The sequence below is a fragment of the Mycolicibacterium sp. SMGY-1XX genome, from assembly GCF_059132455.1.
The window spans coordinates 4495417-4512269 of record NZ_CP101139.1 but is presented as its reverse complement, the minus strand read 5'-3'; the positions used below and the strand labels follow the sequence as shown (position 1 = coordinate 4512269).

General features: G+C 68.7%; 14 protein-coding genes. 7 read left to right on the top strand and 7 right to left on the bottom strand.

Annotated elements, in window-relative coordinates:
• Positions 1–42 precede the first annotated feature (42 nt).
• On the top strand, positions 43–2106 hold the full coding sequence (locus NL241_RS21735) for an HNH endonuclease signature motif containing protein (RefSeq protein ID WP_494394992.1): 2064 nt from the start codon (positions 43–45) through the stop codon (positions 2104–2106).
• Positions 2107–2141: 35 nt separating this feature from the next.
• On the opposite strand, the gene NL241_RS21730 is transcribed toward NL241_RS21735, so the two are convergent.
• Both NL241_RS21730 and NL241_RS21725 read right to left on the bottom strand, forming a co-directional pair.
• Positions 2142–3716 carry an alkaline phosphatase D family protein gene (locus tag NL241_RS21730; RefSeq protein ID WP_494394991.1) on the bottom strand — a complete coding sequence of 525 codons (1575 nt, stop codon included), beginning with the start codon at positions 3714–3716 and terminating at the stop codon, positions 2142–2144.
• A 70-nt stretch (positions 3717–3786) separates the two neighbouring features.
• On the bottom strand, positions 3787–5301 hold the full coding sequence (locus NL241_RS21725) for a leucyl aminopeptidase (protein WP_494394990.1): 1515 nt from the start codon (positions 5299–5301) through the stop codon (positions 3787–3789).
• A gap of 27 nt (positions 5302–5328) precedes the next feature.
• Between NL241_RS21725 and gcvT the strand changes: the two genes are divergently transcribed.
• Together gcvT and NL241_RS21715 are read left to right on the top strand one after the other, a co-directional pair.
• Positions 5329–6435 (top strand): glycine cleavage system aminomethyltransferase GcvT, encoded by a 1107-nt coding sequence (gcvT, locus tag NL241_RS21720; protein WP_487696879.1) that lies wholly within the window; start codon positions 5329–5331, stop codon positions 6433–6435.
• A gap of 22 nt (positions 6436–6457) precedes the next feature.
• Positions 6458–7564, top strand: coding sequence for a branched-chain amino acid aminotransferase (locus tag NL241_RS21715; protein WP_487696878.1), 1107 nt, complete (start codon positions 6458–6460; stop codon positions 7562–7564).
• Here NL241_RS21715 and NL241_RS21710 read toward each other — a convergent pair.
• Genes NL241_RS21710 through NL241_RS21700 form a run of 3 tightly spaced genes read right to left on the bottom strand, consistent with a single transcriptional unit; the run spans position 7561 to position 9949 of the window.
• Complete coding sequence (locus tag NL241_RS21710; protein WP_487696876.1) at positions 7561–8283, bottom strand: adenosylcobinamide-GDP ribazoletransferase; 723 nt, start codon at positions 8281–8283, stop codon at positions 7561–7563. The genes NL241_RS21715 and NL241_RS21710 overlap by 4 nt on opposite strands.
• Positions 8280–9338 carry a nicotinate-nucleotide--dimethylbenzimidazole phosphoribosyltransferase gene (gene cobT, locus NL241_RS21705; RefSeq protein WP_494394989.1) on the bottom strand — a complete coding sequence of 353 codons (1059 nt, stop codon included), beginning with the start codon at positions 9336–9338 and terminating at the stop codon, positions 8280–8282. The genes NL241_RS21710 and cobT overlap by 4 nt, the downstream gene beginning before the upstream one ends.
• 11 nt (positions 9339–9349) lie before the next feature.
• Positions 9350–9949: a DUF3043 domain-containing protein gene (locus NL241_RS21700; RefSeq protein ID WP_487696902.1), complete on the bottom strand. Its 600-nt coding sequence runs from the start codon at positions 9947–9949 to the stop codon at positions 9350–9352.
• Positions 9950–10104: 155 nt separating this feature from the next.
• Between NL241_RS21700 and NL241_RS21695 the strand changes: the two genes are divergently transcribed.
• On the top strand, positions 10105–11184 hold the full coding sequence (locus tag NL241_RS21695; protein WP_487696900.1) for a glycerate kinase family protein: 1080 nt from the start codon (positions 10105–10107) through the stop codon (positions 11182–11184).
• 126 nt (positions 11185–11310) lie between these two features.
• Positions 11311–11670, top strand: coding sequence for a HesB/IscA family protein (locus tag NL241_RS21690; protein ID WP_487696873.1), 360 nt, complete (start codon positions 11311–11313; stop codon positions 11668–11670).
• A 39-nt stretch (positions 11671–11709) separates the two neighbouring features.
• Here NL241_RS21690 and NL241_RS21685 read toward each other — a convergent pair whose 3' ends face one another.
• Positions 11710–12408: an Rv0361 family membrane protein gene (locus NL241_RS21685; protein ID WP_487696871.1), complete on the bottom strand. Its 699-nt coding sequence runs from the start codon at positions 12406–12408 to the stop codon at positions 11710–11712.
• 191 nt (positions 12409–12599) lie between these two features.
• Between NL241_RS21685 and NL241_RS21680 the strand changes: the two genes are divergently transcribed.
• Positions 12600–13574 carry a carbohydrate kinase family protein gene (locus NL241_RS21680; protein WP_487696869.1) on the top strand — a complete coding sequence of 325 codons (975 nt, stop codon included), beginning with the start codon at positions 12600–12602 and terminating at the stop codon, positions 13572–13574.
• 79 nt (positions 13575–13653) lie between these two features.
• Here the strand turns inward: NL241_RS21680 and asnB are convergent, their stop codons facing one another.
• On the bottom strand, positions 13654–15603 hold the full coding sequence (gene asnB, locus NL241_RS21675) for an asparagine synthase (glutamine-hydrolyzing) (protein ID WP_494394988.1): 1950 nt from the start codon (positions 15601–15603) through the stop codon (positions 13654–13656).
• Positions 15604–15775: 172 nt separating this feature from the next.
• Here asnB and ctaC point away from each other — a divergent pair, with 172 nt between their 5' ends.
• Positions 15776–16840 (top strand): aa3-type cytochrome oxidase subunit II, encoded by a 1065-nt coding sequence (ctaC, locus tag NL241_RS21670; RefSeq protein ID WP_487696867.1) that lies wholly within the window; start codon positions 15776–15778, stop codon positions 16838–16840.
• The last annotated feature ends 13 nt before the right edge of the window (positions 16841–16853 follow it).

The following is a 16853-nucleotide window of genomic DNA, read 5'->3' as shown; positions in this document are numbered from 1 at the left end:
GTGGCGCATGTCTTGTCGGTGGGCGTGGGTAGTGTCGAAAGCATGTTCGAAGAGCTGATTGATCCGACCACCTGCGGGGATTTGTCCCCCGCGGCGATGGTCGATGCCATCGGCGCCTTCCACCGCGCTGAGGCCACCATGGTCGCGCACAAATGGACGATGATCGCCCGCCTACTGGCCCACCACAAAGACCACGCCGCCGCCGAAGAGAAAACCTGGGCCTACGACGAATGGAACGCCGTGCGGGATCAGGTGGGCCCGGTGATGCGGCTGAGCGCACGACGGGCCTCCACCCAGATGCGCCTGGCCGAAGGGCTCGCCCGGTCCCCGAAGGTCGCGGCGTTGTTGGCGGCGGGGGTGATCAACACCCGGGTCGCCGAAACCCTGATCTACCGCACCGAGCTGCTGCTGCCGTCGGTGCAGGCCACCGTCGATGCCGAGCTCGCCGCCCACGCGGGCGGCTACACCCTGCTCTCCGACGATGACCTGGTGCTGGCCGTGGATGCGATCATCGAAGAACACGACCCCGATGCGGTGCGCCGCTACCGTGAGGCTGCCCAAGGCTGTGATGTGGGGTTCGGTAAACGCGATGACGCTACCGGCACCGCGTCGCTGTATGGGCGGATCTCGGCAGCTGATGCGGAGTTGGGGATGCGGGTGCTGGATGCACTGGCCGCCACCGTCTGCAGCAACGATCCCCGCAGCAAAGGCGAGCTCCGCGCGGCGGCGCAAGGGGCGGTCTACGCCCGGCGGGACCGGTTGGTGTGCCAGTGCGGTGCCGGCGACTGTGTGGCCGCGACGCTGCCGTCGGCGGTGCCTGCGGCGGTGATTCATGTGCTGGCCGAACACGGTGCCCTGGAGCAGGTGCTGGCCCAACTCGACGCCCTGCGCCAAGCCCAGTCCACCGATGCCACCGCGGCCCCACCCACCATCGACTACGAGGGGCTGGCCCGCGAGGCCGCCGCGGCCGAAGCCGCCCGCATCCCCACCCCACCCGCGCCGCCACCCTGGGAAAACAACCCTGTCACCACCGAACCCGAACCCGAGTCGGAGCCGGAGGCTGGGCAGCCCGACGAACCGGCCGCCGATGACGGTGGCGTCGACTGGTCGCACTGGTGGACCACCTCACCCGGTGACGACGACGGGGAGGAGCCACCCTGGGCGCACCCCACCCCACCCCCGCTGGAAGCACCTGACAAGACAGACGGCGCCGGCGACGAAACAGACGACGACATCGACGAGGGCGCTGACCGCATCAACGAGACGGACGAGGCCGACGGCGCCGCCGACGACCCCGGCACCGACCCCGAGGACGATGACGAGTCGCCGTGGGGCACCGGCAGTGCCCCGCCACCCCCACCCGGACCCACCACCCCCGACACCGGCGGCGGAACCACCGCAGCCACCCCCGACGCGGCCGACCGGGTGAACAACGCTGCCTCCGAGCAGGTCTCGGCCCAGGATCTGCCGCAGGCACCGGCCGCGCACACCCCACCACGGCGGCCCCGCCCTGCAGTCACCCTCGGTGGCACCCTCATCCCACTCGACCAACTCGCCGCGATGCTCCGCGACGGCGCCACCGTCAAAGCCGTTCCGATCCCGCCCGCGGCACCTGCCCGCGGCTACAGGTTCACCGGCAAGGCCCGCGAGTTCATCCGATGCCGGGATATGCGATGTCGGTTCCCGGGCTGCACCCGTAAAGCCGAATACGCCGACATCGACCACACCGTCCCGCACGGCGACGGCGGACCCACCCATCCCTCCAATGGGAAGGTGTTGTGTCGAGAACATCACCTCGCGAAGACCTTTGGTGACGGCTGGCGTGACGAGCAATTGCCCAACGGTGACGTCCGCTGGACTGCGCCCACCGGTCACACCTATATCACGCAACCGACGAGCAGACTGTTGTTCCCCGACTGGGATTGCACCACCGCCACCCTGCCACCCCCGACACCCACAAGACGCCGCACAGCGCACCCGGGTACCACCATGCCCACCCGCAAACGCACCCGCGACCAAGACCGCCAACAACACATCAACGCCGAACGCGAACACAACGCCCTGCAACGCGCCCTCGGAGAACCCACACGGAGAGGGCCATTTTAGAGAGGTTGCGGCAGTCGAGGCCGAGCCTGACTAGCTCAAGCCGCGGGAATAGTCGTGGACCACAACGTGGCGCCCGTGCTATCGCAGAGGTCGACCGTGAGCGCCCGGGTGTCCTTATCGATCCGCACGTGGCCGAAGTGCTGGAAACCCTCGGCAGGGGAGACGTTCTCCTCCTCCGGCGCGTGGACGAACTCGTACACCGCGCCGAACGTGGAGTCGACCGGACTGACGGGGAAAGCGCCGGCATTGAGCGGACCCGAGACGAATTCGTAGAACGGGCTGAAATCCTGGAACGCCGCACGATCGGGGTGATAAGAGATCGCCGCGGTGTAGTGCACATCGGCAGTGAGGTAGACGATGTTGCGAACGTTCTTGGTGGAGCTCAGGATTCGGGCGGTCTCGAACTCGCGGCCCAGCGGAGCGCCGGCATCGCCCTGAGCTATGGCCTCCATGGCCTTCGGACCGTTCGGCGGGCTGGTGGCGGAATCGGCGACCACGATGCTCAGGGGCAGGTCGTTGGCGACGACCTTCCATGTGGCGGTCGAGGCCTGCAGCGAATCGATGAGCCATTGCGCCTGTTCGGGGCCCAGGAGTCCGGTTCTGTCGTCGGTCGACCAACTCTCGGGGTTCGGATTCTTGTAGCTGCGCATGTCGAGCACGAAGACGTCGAGCAACGGCCCGTAAGCGATCTTGCGGTACAACCGTCCGTCGACGGCTTCCCGTGCGTCGATCGGTTGCCATTCGCGCCACGCCTGCGTGGCCATGGCCGCGAGCTGATCCACGCTGGTCTGCTGATACCCCTTGCGATTCTGACCGGCCAGGTTCTCGCCCGGGAACCAGTTGTTGACCACCTCATGGTCGTCCCACTGGATCAACTGGGGCACAGTGGAATTGAAGTACCGATAGTTGGTGTCCATCAAGTTGTACTGATAGTTGCCGCGGAACTGGTCGAGACTCTGGGCCACCTGGGCCTTGGCCGGTGACGTGACGTTGCGGTAGATCCGGCCGTCGTTCTGCTCTTGGGTTTCCTCGATGGGATTGTCGGCGTAGATCGCATCACCGGAGTGGATGAAAAAGTCGGGATTGCGTTGTGCCATCACCGTCCACACCGTCATCCCGCCGGTATCGGCGTTGATGCCCCAGCCCTGCCCGGCGACATCGCCCGACCAGACGAAGGTGATATCGGACGGCTCGACGGGCGCGGTGGTGAACACGCCGGTGGCAGGTTCACTGCGGGCACCGTCCTCGCCCTCCAAGGTCACCCGGTAGTGCACGCGCTGGCCGGGTTCCAGACCTTGCAGACGAAGCCGTCCGGTCCCGTCGGAGGCCGGTGTGAGCAGGGGACCACGCACCTGCGCCGCGTTCGTGAAGTCCTCGGTCGCCGACGTCTCCACGATCATGGTCGCCGGGACGTCGGAACGCGCCCACACCAGCGCGCCGTCGACACGCGGATCACCCGTGGCGATTCCGTGGGTCAGCTGGGGACGCGCTCGCACCAGGCCGGGCGACGCGACCGCCCAGGGCGTCGGCAGTGCGCCGGCCAGAGCGGCTCCGGCCGGAACGAGCAGGGCAGTACGCAGCAGTGTTCGGCGAGGCAGGCGGTTGGTCACCGGACCGAGTGTCGTGCGGTCGCCCGGCCTGGAGGTGACCGGAAGGTGAACTTCAGTCAGCCGTTTACTGCTAGCCCTTCAGTGCGATGTCTTCCAGCACCGCGAACATGGTCCGTGTCGGCACCCCGGTACCACCCTTGCCGGTGTAACCCCACGGCCCACTGGTGTTGTACGCCGGACCCGCGACGTCGAGGTGCGCCCACTGCACACCGTCGGCCACGAACTCGCGCAGGAACACCCCGGCCACCAGCATGCCGGCGAAGCGCTGCCCGCTGATGTTGGCCAGATCGGCGACCTGCGACTTGAGATCGTCCTTGAGCTCGTCGGGCAACGGCATCGGCCAGCCGTTCTCGCCGACCTCCTGGGAGATGGTGGCCACCCGGTCGCGGAACTCGTCGCTGCCCATCACACCCGGATACCGGGCCCCGAGTGCGACCGTCTGCGCGCCGGTGAGCGTCGAGGTCTCGATCAGATAGTCGGGACCGTCCTCACAGGCCCGCACGATCGCGTCGGCCAGGATCAGCCGGCCCTCGGCGTCGGTGTTGAGCACCTCGACCGTCGTGCCGCCGTACTGGGTCAGCACGTCACCGGGGCGCTGCGCGGTGGCCGACGGCATGTTCTCGGCCATCGGCACGGTCGCGATGACGTCGACCGGCAGCTCGAGCTGCGCGGCCAGCACCGTGGTCGCGATCACCGCGGCGGCCCCGCCCATATCGGAGGTCATGTGGTGCATGGAGGCGGCCGGCTTGATCGAGATGCCGCCGGTGTCGAAGGTGATGCCCTTGCCGATCAGCGCCACCTTGGGAGCCTTGCGCTTGCCCGACTTGTACGTCAGGCGCACCAGCCGCGGGGGCCGCGACGAGCCCTGGCCGACGCCGATGATGCCGCCGTAGCCGCCCTTGGCCAGTGCCTTCTCGTCGAGGATCTCGACCGACAACCCCGCGGATTCACCCAAAGCCCTTGCCCGCTTGGCGAATTCATCGGGATAAAGATGGCTCGGCGGGGTGTTGACGAAATCGCGGGCGGTGGCCACCGCGGTGGCGACAGCGGTGGCGTGCGCGGCGGCCGACTTGACCGCCTTGGAGCCGTCGGTGGCCAGCGCGGTGATCTTCTGCAGTCCGGCGTCTTTCGGCGCGGTCTTGCCGCTGCGGAAGTCGCTGAACCGGTAGGCACCCAGGATCAGGCCTTCGATGGCGGCTTCGAGGTCCAGGTCGGACAGCGCGGTGATCACCGACTCGGTGCCGTTGAGCGAGCGGGCGGCCACGCCGGAGGCCTTGCGGATCAGATCCGGCGGGTACTGGTCGCGCGGTTTGCCCAGTCCCACCGTCAGCACACTGGCGACCGGCAGCGACGGCACCACCAGGCGGGTGAGCGACTCGGCACCGCCCTTGGCGCTCAGTGCGGACAGGGCCACTTCGATCTCACCGACGGCCTCGGCGTCCAGGAACGGGTTCGTCACGACCTTCGGGCTGGAGTCGTCGGCGCTCGTCACGCCCACGATCAGCACAGCCGATCCGATGCCCCGTTTGGGCAGCGACGTGGCGACGGTGACGGCGGGGGACTGGTAACCGGGTGCGGTGCTCACGGCGTTGAGCCTAACCACCAGCCACTAATGTTGGTGATCGTGACCGATGTGAAGCAGGGCCCACTCGAAGACCGTCATCGCGCTCTCGGCGCGAGCTTCGCCGAGTTCGGCGGCTGGCTGATGCCGGTCTCGTACGCCGGCACCGTCACCGAGCACAACGCCACCCGCAACGCCGTCGGCCTGTTCGACGTCAGTCACCTCGGCAAGGCGCTGGTCCGCGGCCCCGGCGCGGCGGAGTTCGTCAACTCGGCGTTCACCAACGACCTGCGCCGCATCGGGCCCGGCAAGGCGCAGTACACCTTGTGCTGCACCGAGACCGGCGGCGTGATCGACGACCTGATCGCCTACTACGTGTCCGACGACGAGATCTTCCTGGTGCCGAATGCCGCCAACTCCGCCGCTGTGGTGGCAGCGTTGAAAGAGGTTGCGCCGCTTGGTCTCACGATCACCGATGAGCACCGCTCGTTCGCCGTGCTGGCCGTGCAGGGGCCCAAGGCCGCCGACGTGCTGACCACCCTCGGGCTGCCCACCGAGATGGACTACATGGGATACGCCGACGCCGACTACGCCGGTGTCCCCGTGCGGGTGTGCCGCACCGGCTACACCGGAGAGCACGGCTTCGAACTCCTGCCGCCGTGGGAGCAGGCCGGTGTGGTGTTCGACGCCTTGGTCGAACAGGTGCAGGCGGCCGGCGGCGAGCTGGCCGGCCTGGGCGCGCGCGACACCCTGCGCACCGAGATGGGCTACCCGCTGCACGGCCACGAACTGTCGCTCGACATCTCGCCGCTGCAGGCGCGCACCGGATGGGCCGTCGGCTGGAAGAAGGACGCGTTCTGGGGCCGCGAGGCGCTGCTCGCGGAGAAGGAAGCCGGCCCGACGCGATTGCTGCGCGGGCTGAAGGTGCTGGGCCGCGGGGTGCTGCGGCAGGACCTCACCGTGCTCGCCGGTGATCAGAGCGTGGGCGTCACCACCTCGGGAACGTTCTCGCCGACGTTGAAAGCCGGGATCGCGCTGGCGCTGATCGACACGGCAGCCGGCATCGAGGACGGGGCCCACGTCACCGTCGACGTCCGCGGCCGCGCCGTGGAATGCGAAGTGGTCAAACCGCCGTTCGTCGCGGTGAAAACCCGCTAGCGCGCGGTTATACAATCGCTGCATGACCAACGGCCACCTCGAATTCAGCCTTGCCCGCAACACTGCACCGGCAAGTGACGAGGTACGGGCCGCAATCCTGCAAGATCCGGGATTCGGGCGCTATCACACCGACCACATGGTCTCGATCAGCTACACCGAAGGCCGCGGCTGGCACGACGCCGAGGTGCTGCCCTACGGCCCCATCCAGCTCGATCCGTCGGCCGTCGTCCTGCACTACGCGCAGGAGGTTTTCGAAGGGCTCAAGGCCTACCGCTGGAGCAACGGCGCCATCGTCTCGTTCCGACCGGAAGCCAACGCCGCGCGGCTGCGCAGGTCGGCCCGCCGCATCGCCATTCCGGAACTGCCCGAAGACGTGTTCATCGAGTCGCTGCGGCAGCTGATCGCCGTCGACGAGGCCTGGGTGCCGGCCGCAGGCGGGGAAGCGTCGCTGTACCTGCGGCCGTTCATCATCGCCACCGAACCCGGCCTCGGTGTGCGCCCGGCCAACGAATACCGCTACCTGGTGATCGGCGGCCCGGCCGGCGCCTACTTCAAGGGCGGTATCAAGCCGGTCAGCGTGTGGCTGTCCACCGAGTACGTCCGGGCCAGCCCCGGCGGCACCGGCGCGGCCAAGTTCGGCGGCAACTACGCCGCCTCGCTGCTGGCGCAGGCCGAGGCGTCCGCCCACGGCTGCGATCAGGTGGTGTGGCTCGACGCGATCGAACGCCGCTACATCGAAGAGATGGGCGGGATGAACCTGTTCTTCGTGTTCGGCAGCGGCGGGTCGGCCCGCCTGGTCACCCCGGAGCTGTCGGGGTCCCTGCTGCCGGGTATCACCCGGGATTCGTTGCTGCAGTTGGCCACCGACGCCGGCTTCGCCATCGAGGAACGCAAGATCGATGTCGAGGAGTGGCGCAAGGGTGTGGCCGCCGGCGAGATCACCGAGGTGTTCGCATGCGGTACCGCCGCCGTCATCACCCCGGTGTCACACGTCAAGTACGGAGACGGTGAGTTCACCATCGCCGACGGCGAGCCCGGCGAGGTCACCATGGCACTGCGCGACACCCTGACCGGGATCCAGCGCGGCACCTTCGCCGACACCCACGGCTGGATGGCCCGCCTCAACTAAGCGCCGGCCAGCAGTCCCAATGCCGTGACCGTCGTCGTCAGCTCGATGGCGGCGCCCAGCACGTCCCCGGTGATCCCGCCGAACCGGCGCACACAATGCGCCACCAGGGCCGCCGTCAACGCCAGTGCCACGAGCACCACCAGCGGGCCCTGCCACGGTCGCGGCGTCGCCCAGCCGGCGGCCCACGCGAGCAACGCCACCCACACCGCCACCACCCAGGCCGGTTGGGTGCCGGCCACCAGCGCGCCCAGCGCGCTACCGGCCGCGGCGGGCACCGACCGGCGGCACGTCAGCACCGCCGCCACCCGTCCCGCGGCCACCGCCACCACGATGGCCACCGGGTCGAGGGCGGAGAACGCCGCACCCTGGACGGTGATGCTCAGCACCACCGCCGCCACCCCGAACGGGCCCGCGGTACCGCCGCGCATCACCGTCAGGGCCCGCTCCGGCGGGCCGTAACACCCGAGGCCGTCGACCGTGTCCGACAGGCCGTCGATGTGCAGACCACGGGTGGCCAGCAGCAGCGCCGCCACCGCGAGCAGGCCCGGCAACACACCGCCGAACAGCGTCGAGGTCCCGTAGGCCACCCCGGCCGCCAACACCCCCAGTACCACACCGACAACGGGTAGAGCCGTCAGGGCGCCCCGGCCGATGGGCGCCTGCGTGCGGATCGGCAGCACCGTCGCGAACGAGAACGCGCCCAACACCGAGGTCATCACGGGGCAGTGGAACCGCCGGCGATCCGGGCCGAGTCGAACGTCGCCATCTGCGCGCACGTGGCCACGGCCGCCCGCAGCACCGGCAGTGCCATGGCCGCGCCGGTACCTTCGCCGAGACGCATCTGCAGGTCGAGGATCGGTTCCAGTTCCAGCTGCGCCAACGCGTGGGTGTGCGCGGGTTCGGTGGACCGGTGCCCCGCCTGCCACCAGGCTCGCGCGCCCGGCGCCAACCGCTCGGCCACCAGCGCCGCGGCGGTGACCACCACGCCGTCGAGCAGTACCGGGGTGCGCCGGACGGCCGCCTGGGCCAGGAAACCGGCCATCGCGGCCAGGTCCGCGCCCGCGCCGATGCGCAGCAGGGCCAGCGTGTCGAAGCGGTCCCGGTAGGAGCGGTAGAGCGCGTCGCGCACCGCCGCGGTCTTGCGTTTCCAGCCCGCGTCATCGATACCGGTACCGCGGCCGACCGCGAGCACGGGTTCGGTGTTGGTCAGCGTGGCGATCAGAACCGTTGCCGCGGTGGTGTTTCCGATGCCCATGTCGCCTGCGATCAGCAGGTCGGCCCCGGCATCGACCTCCTCGTCGGCGATGCGGGCGCCGGCGGTGACGGCAGCGACCGTCTCGTCCTCGGTCATCGCATCCTCGACGGCGATGTTGCCGCTGGAGCGGCGTACCTTGTGCGCGCCGATCCGGTCGGTGGCGGGCTCGGCGTCCACGGCGATGTCGACGACGCGTACCGAGGCGCCGGACACGTCGGCGAGTACGTTGATCGCCGCCCCGCCCTCGGCGATGTTGGCCACCATCTGCGCGGTCACCTCAGGGGGAAACGCCGACACCCCGGCCTGTGCGACACCGTGGTCACCGGCGAACACCACCACCCGGGCGCGTTCGAATTGCCTTGGCGGACAGGCGCTTTGGCAGGCAGACACCCAGATAGACAACGCCTCGAGCCGGCCGAGAGAGCCCGGCGGCTTGGTCAGTGTGGCCTGGCGCGCAGCGGCGGCCGCGGCTGCCTCGGCATCAGGTGCGACGACAGACGGAAACGACGGCAGCACCATCTCGTGGTCGGTCAGGCGACTTTGTCGCCGCGGTTGACGCGGGGGCGCGGCGCACGCATGCGGCGCAACTGTGAGGCGCGACTGGCGGCGTAGAAGCCGAGCTTGACGCGGCCTTCGGTGTTGTCGGGGAACTTCACGTCCACGGCGTTGTTGACCTTGCGGGCCAGGAAGATGCCGTCGATCGCCATGATCGCGATCAGGACCAGCATCGCGGGGGAGATGTAGTACTGCACCTGCGGCACGGCCAGCATGACGAAGATCAGGAACAGGGCCGCGGGCATGAACAGCCCGAGCAGGTTGCGCCGGGAATCCACGATGTCGCGGGCATAACCCCGCACCGGGCCCTGGTCACGCGGCAGCAGGTAGGCCTCTTCGCCGGCCATCATCCGTTCGCGGCGCTCGTTCGTCACCGACCGCCGCTCGGCGCGCTCGGCCTTGCGCTCTTCCTTCGACAACTTCGGCCCGGCCATCGCCTTGCGGCGGGCGCGGGCCTCTTTGGTGGTCATCGGAGCCGGGGCGACGGGGCCGCGGCGCTTGGCGCTGTCGCGTTTGGGAGTGGGCCGCCCTTTGGGTGCGGTACCCGCCGCCACCTCGTCGGTGGTCTCGACCACCGGGGTGGATTCGACGTCTTTCGACTCTCCGTCGTCGTTCTTGCGGCCCAACAATTTCACACCGCCAGGTTACTTGGGATACAGCCGTCCCCGGAAATGCACCTGCAATGGGCGCACCTTAATCTGCACTGATGACGGGCGCGCAGGAGTCGGGGTTGAGAGTGCTGATAGCGCCCGATTGTTTCGGTGACACGCTGACCGCGGTCGAGGCCGCCCAGGCCATCGCCGTCGGCTGGCAGCAGTCGCGGCCCGGCGACGAGTTGACCCTGGCTCCGCAGTCCGACGGCGGCCCCGGCTTCGTCGGCGTGCTGGCCAGCAGGCTCGGCGAACTGCGGCACAGCCGGGTCTGCGGCCCACTGGACCCGCCCGGCGACGGCTCGGTGGACGCCGAGTGGGTGTTCGATCCGGTCACCGATCCCGCACGTCCCACCGCCTACATCGAGTGCGCGCAGGCGTGCGGTCTGACGCTGCTGGGCGGGCCGCCGACGGTCCAGACGGCGCTGGCCGCCCACACCTACGGCGTGGGACAGCTGGTCGACGCGGCGCTCACAGCAGGCGCCGCCCGCATCGCCGTCGGCCTCGGCGGCAGCAGCACCACCGACGGCGGCCGCGGCATGATCGAGGCGCTCGGGGGATTGCAGGCCGCGCGTGACCGGCTGGCCGGCATCGAGCTGATCGTGGCCTCCGACGTGGAGCATCCGCTGCTGGGCCCGATGGGGGCCGCGCACGTCTTCGGGCCGCAGAAGGGCGCCGACCCGGCCACTGTCGAGTTGCTCGAGAAGCGGCTCACCGAATGGGGCGCCGAGCTGGACGCGGTGGCGGGCCGGCCGATCAGCGGCGACGCCGGGGCCGGGGCCGCGGGAGGGCTGGGCGCGGCACTGCTGGCCCTGGGCGGGCGGCGCGAATCCGGGGCCGCGATCATCGCCGAGCACACCCGGCTGGCCGACGATGTGGCCGTCGCCGAGTTGGTCATCACCGGGGAAGGCCGCTTCGACGACCAATCGCTGCACGGCAAGGTGGTCAGCGCGCTGGCCGGCGGGGCAGGTGCACACCGGATCCCGGTCCTGGTGCTGGCCGGGCAAGTGACCTTGGACACCGATACCCTGCGCGACGCCGGTATCGCCGCGGCGTTCGCCGTTGCCGAGTTCGCCGGATCTGTGCAGGTCGCCATCGACGACGCGGCCAATCAGCTGGCCGGGCTGGCGCGAAAGACGGCGGCAGAACTCGCCAGATAGGCGGTGGACACCGCTCGACCGGTAGGCGGCGGACATCGCCGCCAGGCCTCGGGAATGCGGGAAGAATCTGTACAGTTGCAGATACTGGGTTCAGGCCCACTACATGCTTGTCACGAGGGAGACGCAATGACTGTTCAACACGAGTCGGCGACCACCGATACCCACGGCGCAATCCTGACCGATGCCGCGGCGGCCAAGGCCAAGTCGCTGCTCGACCAGGAGGGTCGTGATGACCTGGCACTGCGGATCGCGGTACAGCCGGGCGGTTGCGCCGGCCTGCGGTACAACCTGTTCTTTGACGACCGCACACTCGACGGTGACCTGGTGGTCGAATTCGGTGGAGTGAACCTCACCGTCGACCGGATGAGTGCCCCCTACATCCAGGGCGCCACCATCGACTTCGTGGACACCATCGAGAAGCAGGGTTTCACCATCGACAACCCCAACGCCACGGGCTCCTGCGCCTGCGGCGACTCGTTCAACTGATCACCTGATCTCACCGGCGGGCACGTTCCGAGCACCAGCTCAGAACGTGCCCGCTGTGCGTAGTACGTACGAGCAGACCAGCACGTCGTCGCCGAAAGCGAGGAGCTGGGCGACGCCCTGACGGACGTCATCGCCGCCCCGGTTCCCCGCGGTGGGCACCACCTGCATGCTGAACAACACCTGGGCGCTGCTCGGCGAGGCGAACACCATCGTGTCGATACCGGTGACCTGCGCGCTGGAGAACTGCTTCTGGAAGGCATCGCTGCTCAGCCGCGCCAGCGCATCATCGGAGCGCCGGTCCCGCACCCCGTCGTAGAGGCCGCACAGGGCGTTGCGGGAAATGGTCTGCAGATCGCCGTCGGACAACGCATCCAGATATCCCTGGATGGCCTCCTGGGCGGTGGCCGTCGTCAGCACCGCGCCGCCCCGGCTGTCGTCGCCGCGGCCCAGCAGCACCACCGCGACCACCACAGCGATGATCACCGCGGCCGCGAGCGCGGCGGCGAGCAGCGGCTTCCACCGGCTGCGCTTCGGATACGGCACCGGCGCGGGCCCCGGACCGGGGTACGGCCCGGGTGCCGGTCCCGGGGGGAACGGTGCGCTCGGCGGCAGCGGTGGTTCCGGCGGGCGGTACGGGCCCCAGGCCTGACCGATGTTCGCGTTGTAAGCGGGCGGTTCGGGCTGGCGGTCGGACCCCGGCGCGCCGACACCCTGGTACGGCGGATATGGGCCGGACATGATTTCTCCCCGAGGGTTGCGCCTGTCGCCGGCGGCCGGCGGTGGCGTGGACGGCGGTCGCTTCGGCACGCCCGTGGCGGTTCTGCTGGTGAGGTTATCGCACCCGGGAGGAGATGATCGGATACGTGGGCACCGGTAGGGTCGAGTGCGCCCTTCCCCGAGGCACCCGAGAAAACTGGATGGAGCTGCACGTGACCATTGCCGTGACCGGATCGATCGCAACGGATCACCTGATGCGTTTTCCGGGCCGCTTCGCCGAGCAGCTGCTGGCCGAGCACCTGCAGAAGGTGTCCCTGAGCTTTCTCGTCGACGACCTGGTGATGCACCGCGGCGGCGTCGCCGGCAACATGGCATATGCCATCGGCATCCTGGGCGGAAGCCCCACTCTGGTGGGTGCCGTGGGCTCCGATTTCGACGAGTACCGCCAGTGGCTGGAGTCCAACGGGGTGGACTGCTCGCAGGTGCTGGTGTCCGAGAGCGCCTACACCGCCCGGTTCGTGTGCACCACCGATCAGGACATGGCGCAGCTGGCGTCGTTCTATCCCGGCGCGATGTCCGAGGCCCGCAACATCGCGCTCGCTGACGTCGTCGCAGGCGTCGGCACCCCCGAGCTGGTGATCATCGGCGCCAACGACCCCGAGGCGATGTTCCTGCACACCGAGGAATGCCGCGCTCTCGGACTGGCTTTCGCGGCCGACCCGTCGCAGCAGCTGGCGCGGCTGGACCGCGACGAGATCCGCCGCCTCATCGACGGCGCCACCTACTTGTTCACCAACGACTACGAGTGGGATCTGCTGCTGCAGAAGTCCGGCTGGTCGGAAGCCGAGGTGATGAGCCAGATCGGGCTGCGGGTCACCACCCTGGGGCCCAAGGGCGTCGATCTGGTCGGCTCCGACGGTACGTTCGTGCACGTCGGCGTGGTGCCGGAGCATCACAAGGATGACCCGACGGGCATCGGTGACGCATTCCGCGCCGGCTTCCTCACCGGCCGCAGCGCCGGGCTGAGCCTGGAGCGGTCGGCGCAGCTGGCCTCGCTGGTGGCCACCCTGGTGCTCGAGGCCCCGGGCCCGCAGGAGTGGACCTGGGACAAGGCCGCCGCGCTGCCACGCCTGGCCGACGCCTACGGCACCGAGGCCGAATCCGAGATCGCCGCCGCGCTGTTGTAAACACCCGCCGAACCCGGCGAAATGCCGGGATCCGCCTCGCACAAAGCCGCCCAAACGTCGGTTTGGGCGGCTTTGGTGTCTACAGCTCGACGGGGTAGGTGGGTTCCTCGATGTGCGGGGTCACCGTGCCGTCGATGAAGATCGCGTGCCACAGCATGAAGATCAGCACCGTCCACAGCCGGCGGCTGTGATCGCTGGCGCCGGTGCGGTGTTCGTCGAGCATCCGGCGCACTCCGGCGATGTCCACCAGCCGGCCCGCCTGGGAGGTCTCGGTCATGGCTGTGATTTCGTAGGCCCATTCGAGCAGCTCCCCGGCCCGCAGCCAGTGCCGGATCGGTACCGGGAAGCCCAATTTGGCGCGATGCAGGACATGTGCGGGCACGATCGGTTCCAGCGCCCGGCGCAGCGCGTACTTCGTCGTCGTCCGGGTGATCTTCTGATCCAGCGGCAACCGGGACGCGACCGCGAACACCTCGGGATCCAGGAACGGCACCCGCAGTTCCAGCGAGTTCGCCATCGTCATCTTGTCGGCCTTGACCAGGATGTCGCCGCGCAGCCAGGTGAACAGGTCCAGGTGCTGCATGCGCGCCACCGGATCCCAGCCGGCCGAGTGCCGGTAGACCTCGGCGGTGACGTCGGTGTGGGTCCAGTCGGTGCGGAAGCCCGGCAGTACGGTGCGCAGCTGGTCATCGGAGAAGCTGCGGGCGTTGCCGTAGTAGCGCTCCTCGAGGGTCAGTGAGCCGCGGTGCAGCAGGCTCTTGCCGCGCACCCCTTCGGGCAGGGGTTTCGACGCGCGGCCCAGCGAGCGCCGGACCGGGCGGGGGAGATAGTCGAAAGGCTTGAGCGACAACGGCTCCCGATAGATGGTGTAACCGCCGAACAGTTCGTCGGCGCCTTCGCCCGAAAGCACCACCTTGACGTGCTTGCGGGCTTCCTTGGCGATGAAGTACAGCGGCACCAGCGCGGGGTCGGCCACCGGCTCGTCGAGATACCAGACGATCTCGGGCAGGGCGGCCACGAACTCGGCCGGGCTGACCACCTTGGCGACGTGCCGGGCGCCGATCGCCTCGGCCGAGGCCACCGCCACGTCGACTTCGGAGAAGCCTTCGCGTTCGAACCCGGTGGTGAAGGTGATCAGCTTCGGGTTGTGCCGGATCGCCAATGCGGCGATGGCGGTGGAGTCGATGCCGCCGGACAGGAACGCGCCCACAGTGACGTCGGCGCGCATGTGTTTGGCCACCGAGTCCTCGAGGACCCTGGTGATCTCGTCGTAGCGGGCCTGCTCACCACCGGCCACGAACGGGCTCACCGGGAACTTGGGCGTGAAGTACCGCGACACCTCGGGGGCCGCGCCCTGGCGGATCCGGGCATAACAGCCCGATTCCAGCCGGCGCACGTCGCGGTGCAGCGTTTCCGGTTCGGGCACGTACTGCAACACGGTGTAGTGCTGCACCGCGCGGTCGTCGATCCCGGTGGCGCCGACGTCGATCCCCAGGACACCCGCGAGGTCGGTGAGGCACTTCTTCTCGCTGCCGACGGCCGTCCCACCCGGGCCGGTCGCCATGAACAGCGGTTTGATGCCGAACGGGTCGCGGGCGCAGAACAGCTCGCCGGTGGCGGTGTCCCACAGGGCGAACGCGAACATGCCCCGGAGCCGGGGGAGCGCGTCGACCCCCCAGTGGTGGTAGGCCGCGATGATGGCCTCGCCGTCGCCTTCGGTGTGGAACTGTGCGCCGAACTCGGTCCGCAGTGCCTGGCGCAACTCCACGTAGTTGTAGATCTCGCCGTTGAACACCAGCACGTAGCGGTCCGGGGACTCCGGCGGTCCCCACCGCAGTGGCTGGTGCGAGTGGGCGATGTCGATGATCGACAGCCGGTTGAAGCCCAACACCACCCGATCGTCGGACCAGGTGCCCGGTTCATCGGGGCCGCGGTGTCGCATCAGATGCGACGCGCCCGCCACCGCGTCGACGATTTCGGGTGTGACGGGCCGAGCCGTTTCACACAGCAGAGCCACCAGTCCGCACATCGCCGCCAAGTATGCCAAGCGGCGGTGGAAGACAAGCGGTGAGGTGCTTACGCCTCGGCTGGAGGGCGTGGTCTACGCTGCGTAGTATTCGACGGAAATCCGCCGTGTCATTGCTGCTTCTAGGGCGACTGCTAGGGCGACTGCGACACGACTGAACACAGGAGGCGCCAGCGTGAAGACCCGCCGTTCTCGTCGGCTCAGGGCTTTGGCTTTGGCGGTCACGTTCGGTGTGCTGGCTGTCGTCCTCAGCGGCTGCAGTCTCACCGAGGCGCTGGCCCTGGGCTGGCCGAAAGGCATCACCCCCGAGGCTCACCTGAACCGTGAACTGTGGATCGGCTCGGTGGCGGCCTCGTTCGTCGTCGGCGGGATCGTCTACGTCCTGCTGTTCTGGACCTCGGTGTTCCACCGCAAGAAGGCCACCGACACCGAGCTGCCCCGGCAGTTCGGCTACAACATGCCGCTGGAACTGGTGCTGACCGTCGTGCCGTTCCTCATCATCTCGGTGCTGTTCTACTTCACCGTGGTGGTGCAGGAGACCATGCTGGCCAAGGAACCCAACCCCGAGGTCGTCATCGACGTCACCGCCTTCCAGTGGAACTGGAAGTTCGGCTATCAGAAGGTGGCCTTCGCCGACGGCACCCTCGACTACGACGGGGTGGACAACGAGCGCAAAGAGGCCATGACCTCGCGGCCCGATCAGGGTGAGCACCGCGCCGGCGAGGGTGAGGGTCAAGAGGGCCACGAAGAGGTGGGCCCGCTGAACGGCCTGAACCCGGAGGACCGCAGCTACCTGAACTTCGACAAGATCGAGACGCTGGGCTCCAGCAACGAGATCCCGGTGCTGGTGCTGCCGAAGGGCAAGCGGATCGAGTTCCAGATCGCCTCCGCCGACGTCATCCACGGTTTCTGGGTGCCGGAGTTCCTGTTCAAGCGGGACGTGCTGCCCAACCCGAAGGAGAACAACTCCGACAACATCTTCCAGATCAGCGAGATCCTGGAGACCGGAGCGTTCGTCGGGCGCTGCACCGAGATGTGCGGCACCTACCACGCGATGATGAACTTCGAGGTCCGGGTCGTCGAGCCCAACGACTTCAAGGCGTATCTGGAGTACCGCGAGGGCCGGCCCGAGGCCACCAACGCCGAAGCACTGCAGGCCATCGGCCAGGATCCGGTGGCGATCACCACCCGGCCGTTCGACACCCGCCGCGGTGAGCAGGCACCGCCGGTGCGTAACTGAGACGTAGAGAGAA

Bases quoted from the DNA above. Each gene is read 5' to 3' on its own strand.
- asnB (WP_494394988.1), bottom strand. From the start codon at position 15,603: ATGTGCGGACTGGTGGCTCTGCTGTGTGAAACGGCTCGGCCCGTCACA.
- NL241_RS21690 (WP_487696873.1), top strand. From the start codon at position 11,311: ATGACTGTTCAACACGAGTCGGCGACCACCGATACCCACGGCGCAATC.
- cobT (WP_494394989.1), bottom strand. From the start codon at position 9,338: ATGGTGCTGCCGTCGTTTCCGTCTGTCGTCGCACCTGATGCCGAGGCA.
- NL241_RS21685 (WP_487696871.1), bottom strand. From the start codon at position 12,408: ATGTCCGGCCCATATCCGCCGTACCAGGGTGTCGGCGCGCCGGGGTCC.
- NL241_RS21735 (WP_494394992.1), top strand. From the start codon at position 43: ATGTTCGAAGAGCTGATTGATCCGACCACCTGCGGGGATTTGTCCCCC.
- gcvT (WP_487696879.1), top strand. From the start codon at position 5,329: ATGTTGGTGATCGTGACCGATGTGAAGCAGGGCCCACTCGAAGACCGT.
- NL241_RS21715 (WP_487696878.1), top strand. From the start codon at position 6,458: ATGACCAACGGCCACCTCGAATTCAGCCTTGCCCGCAACACTGCACCG.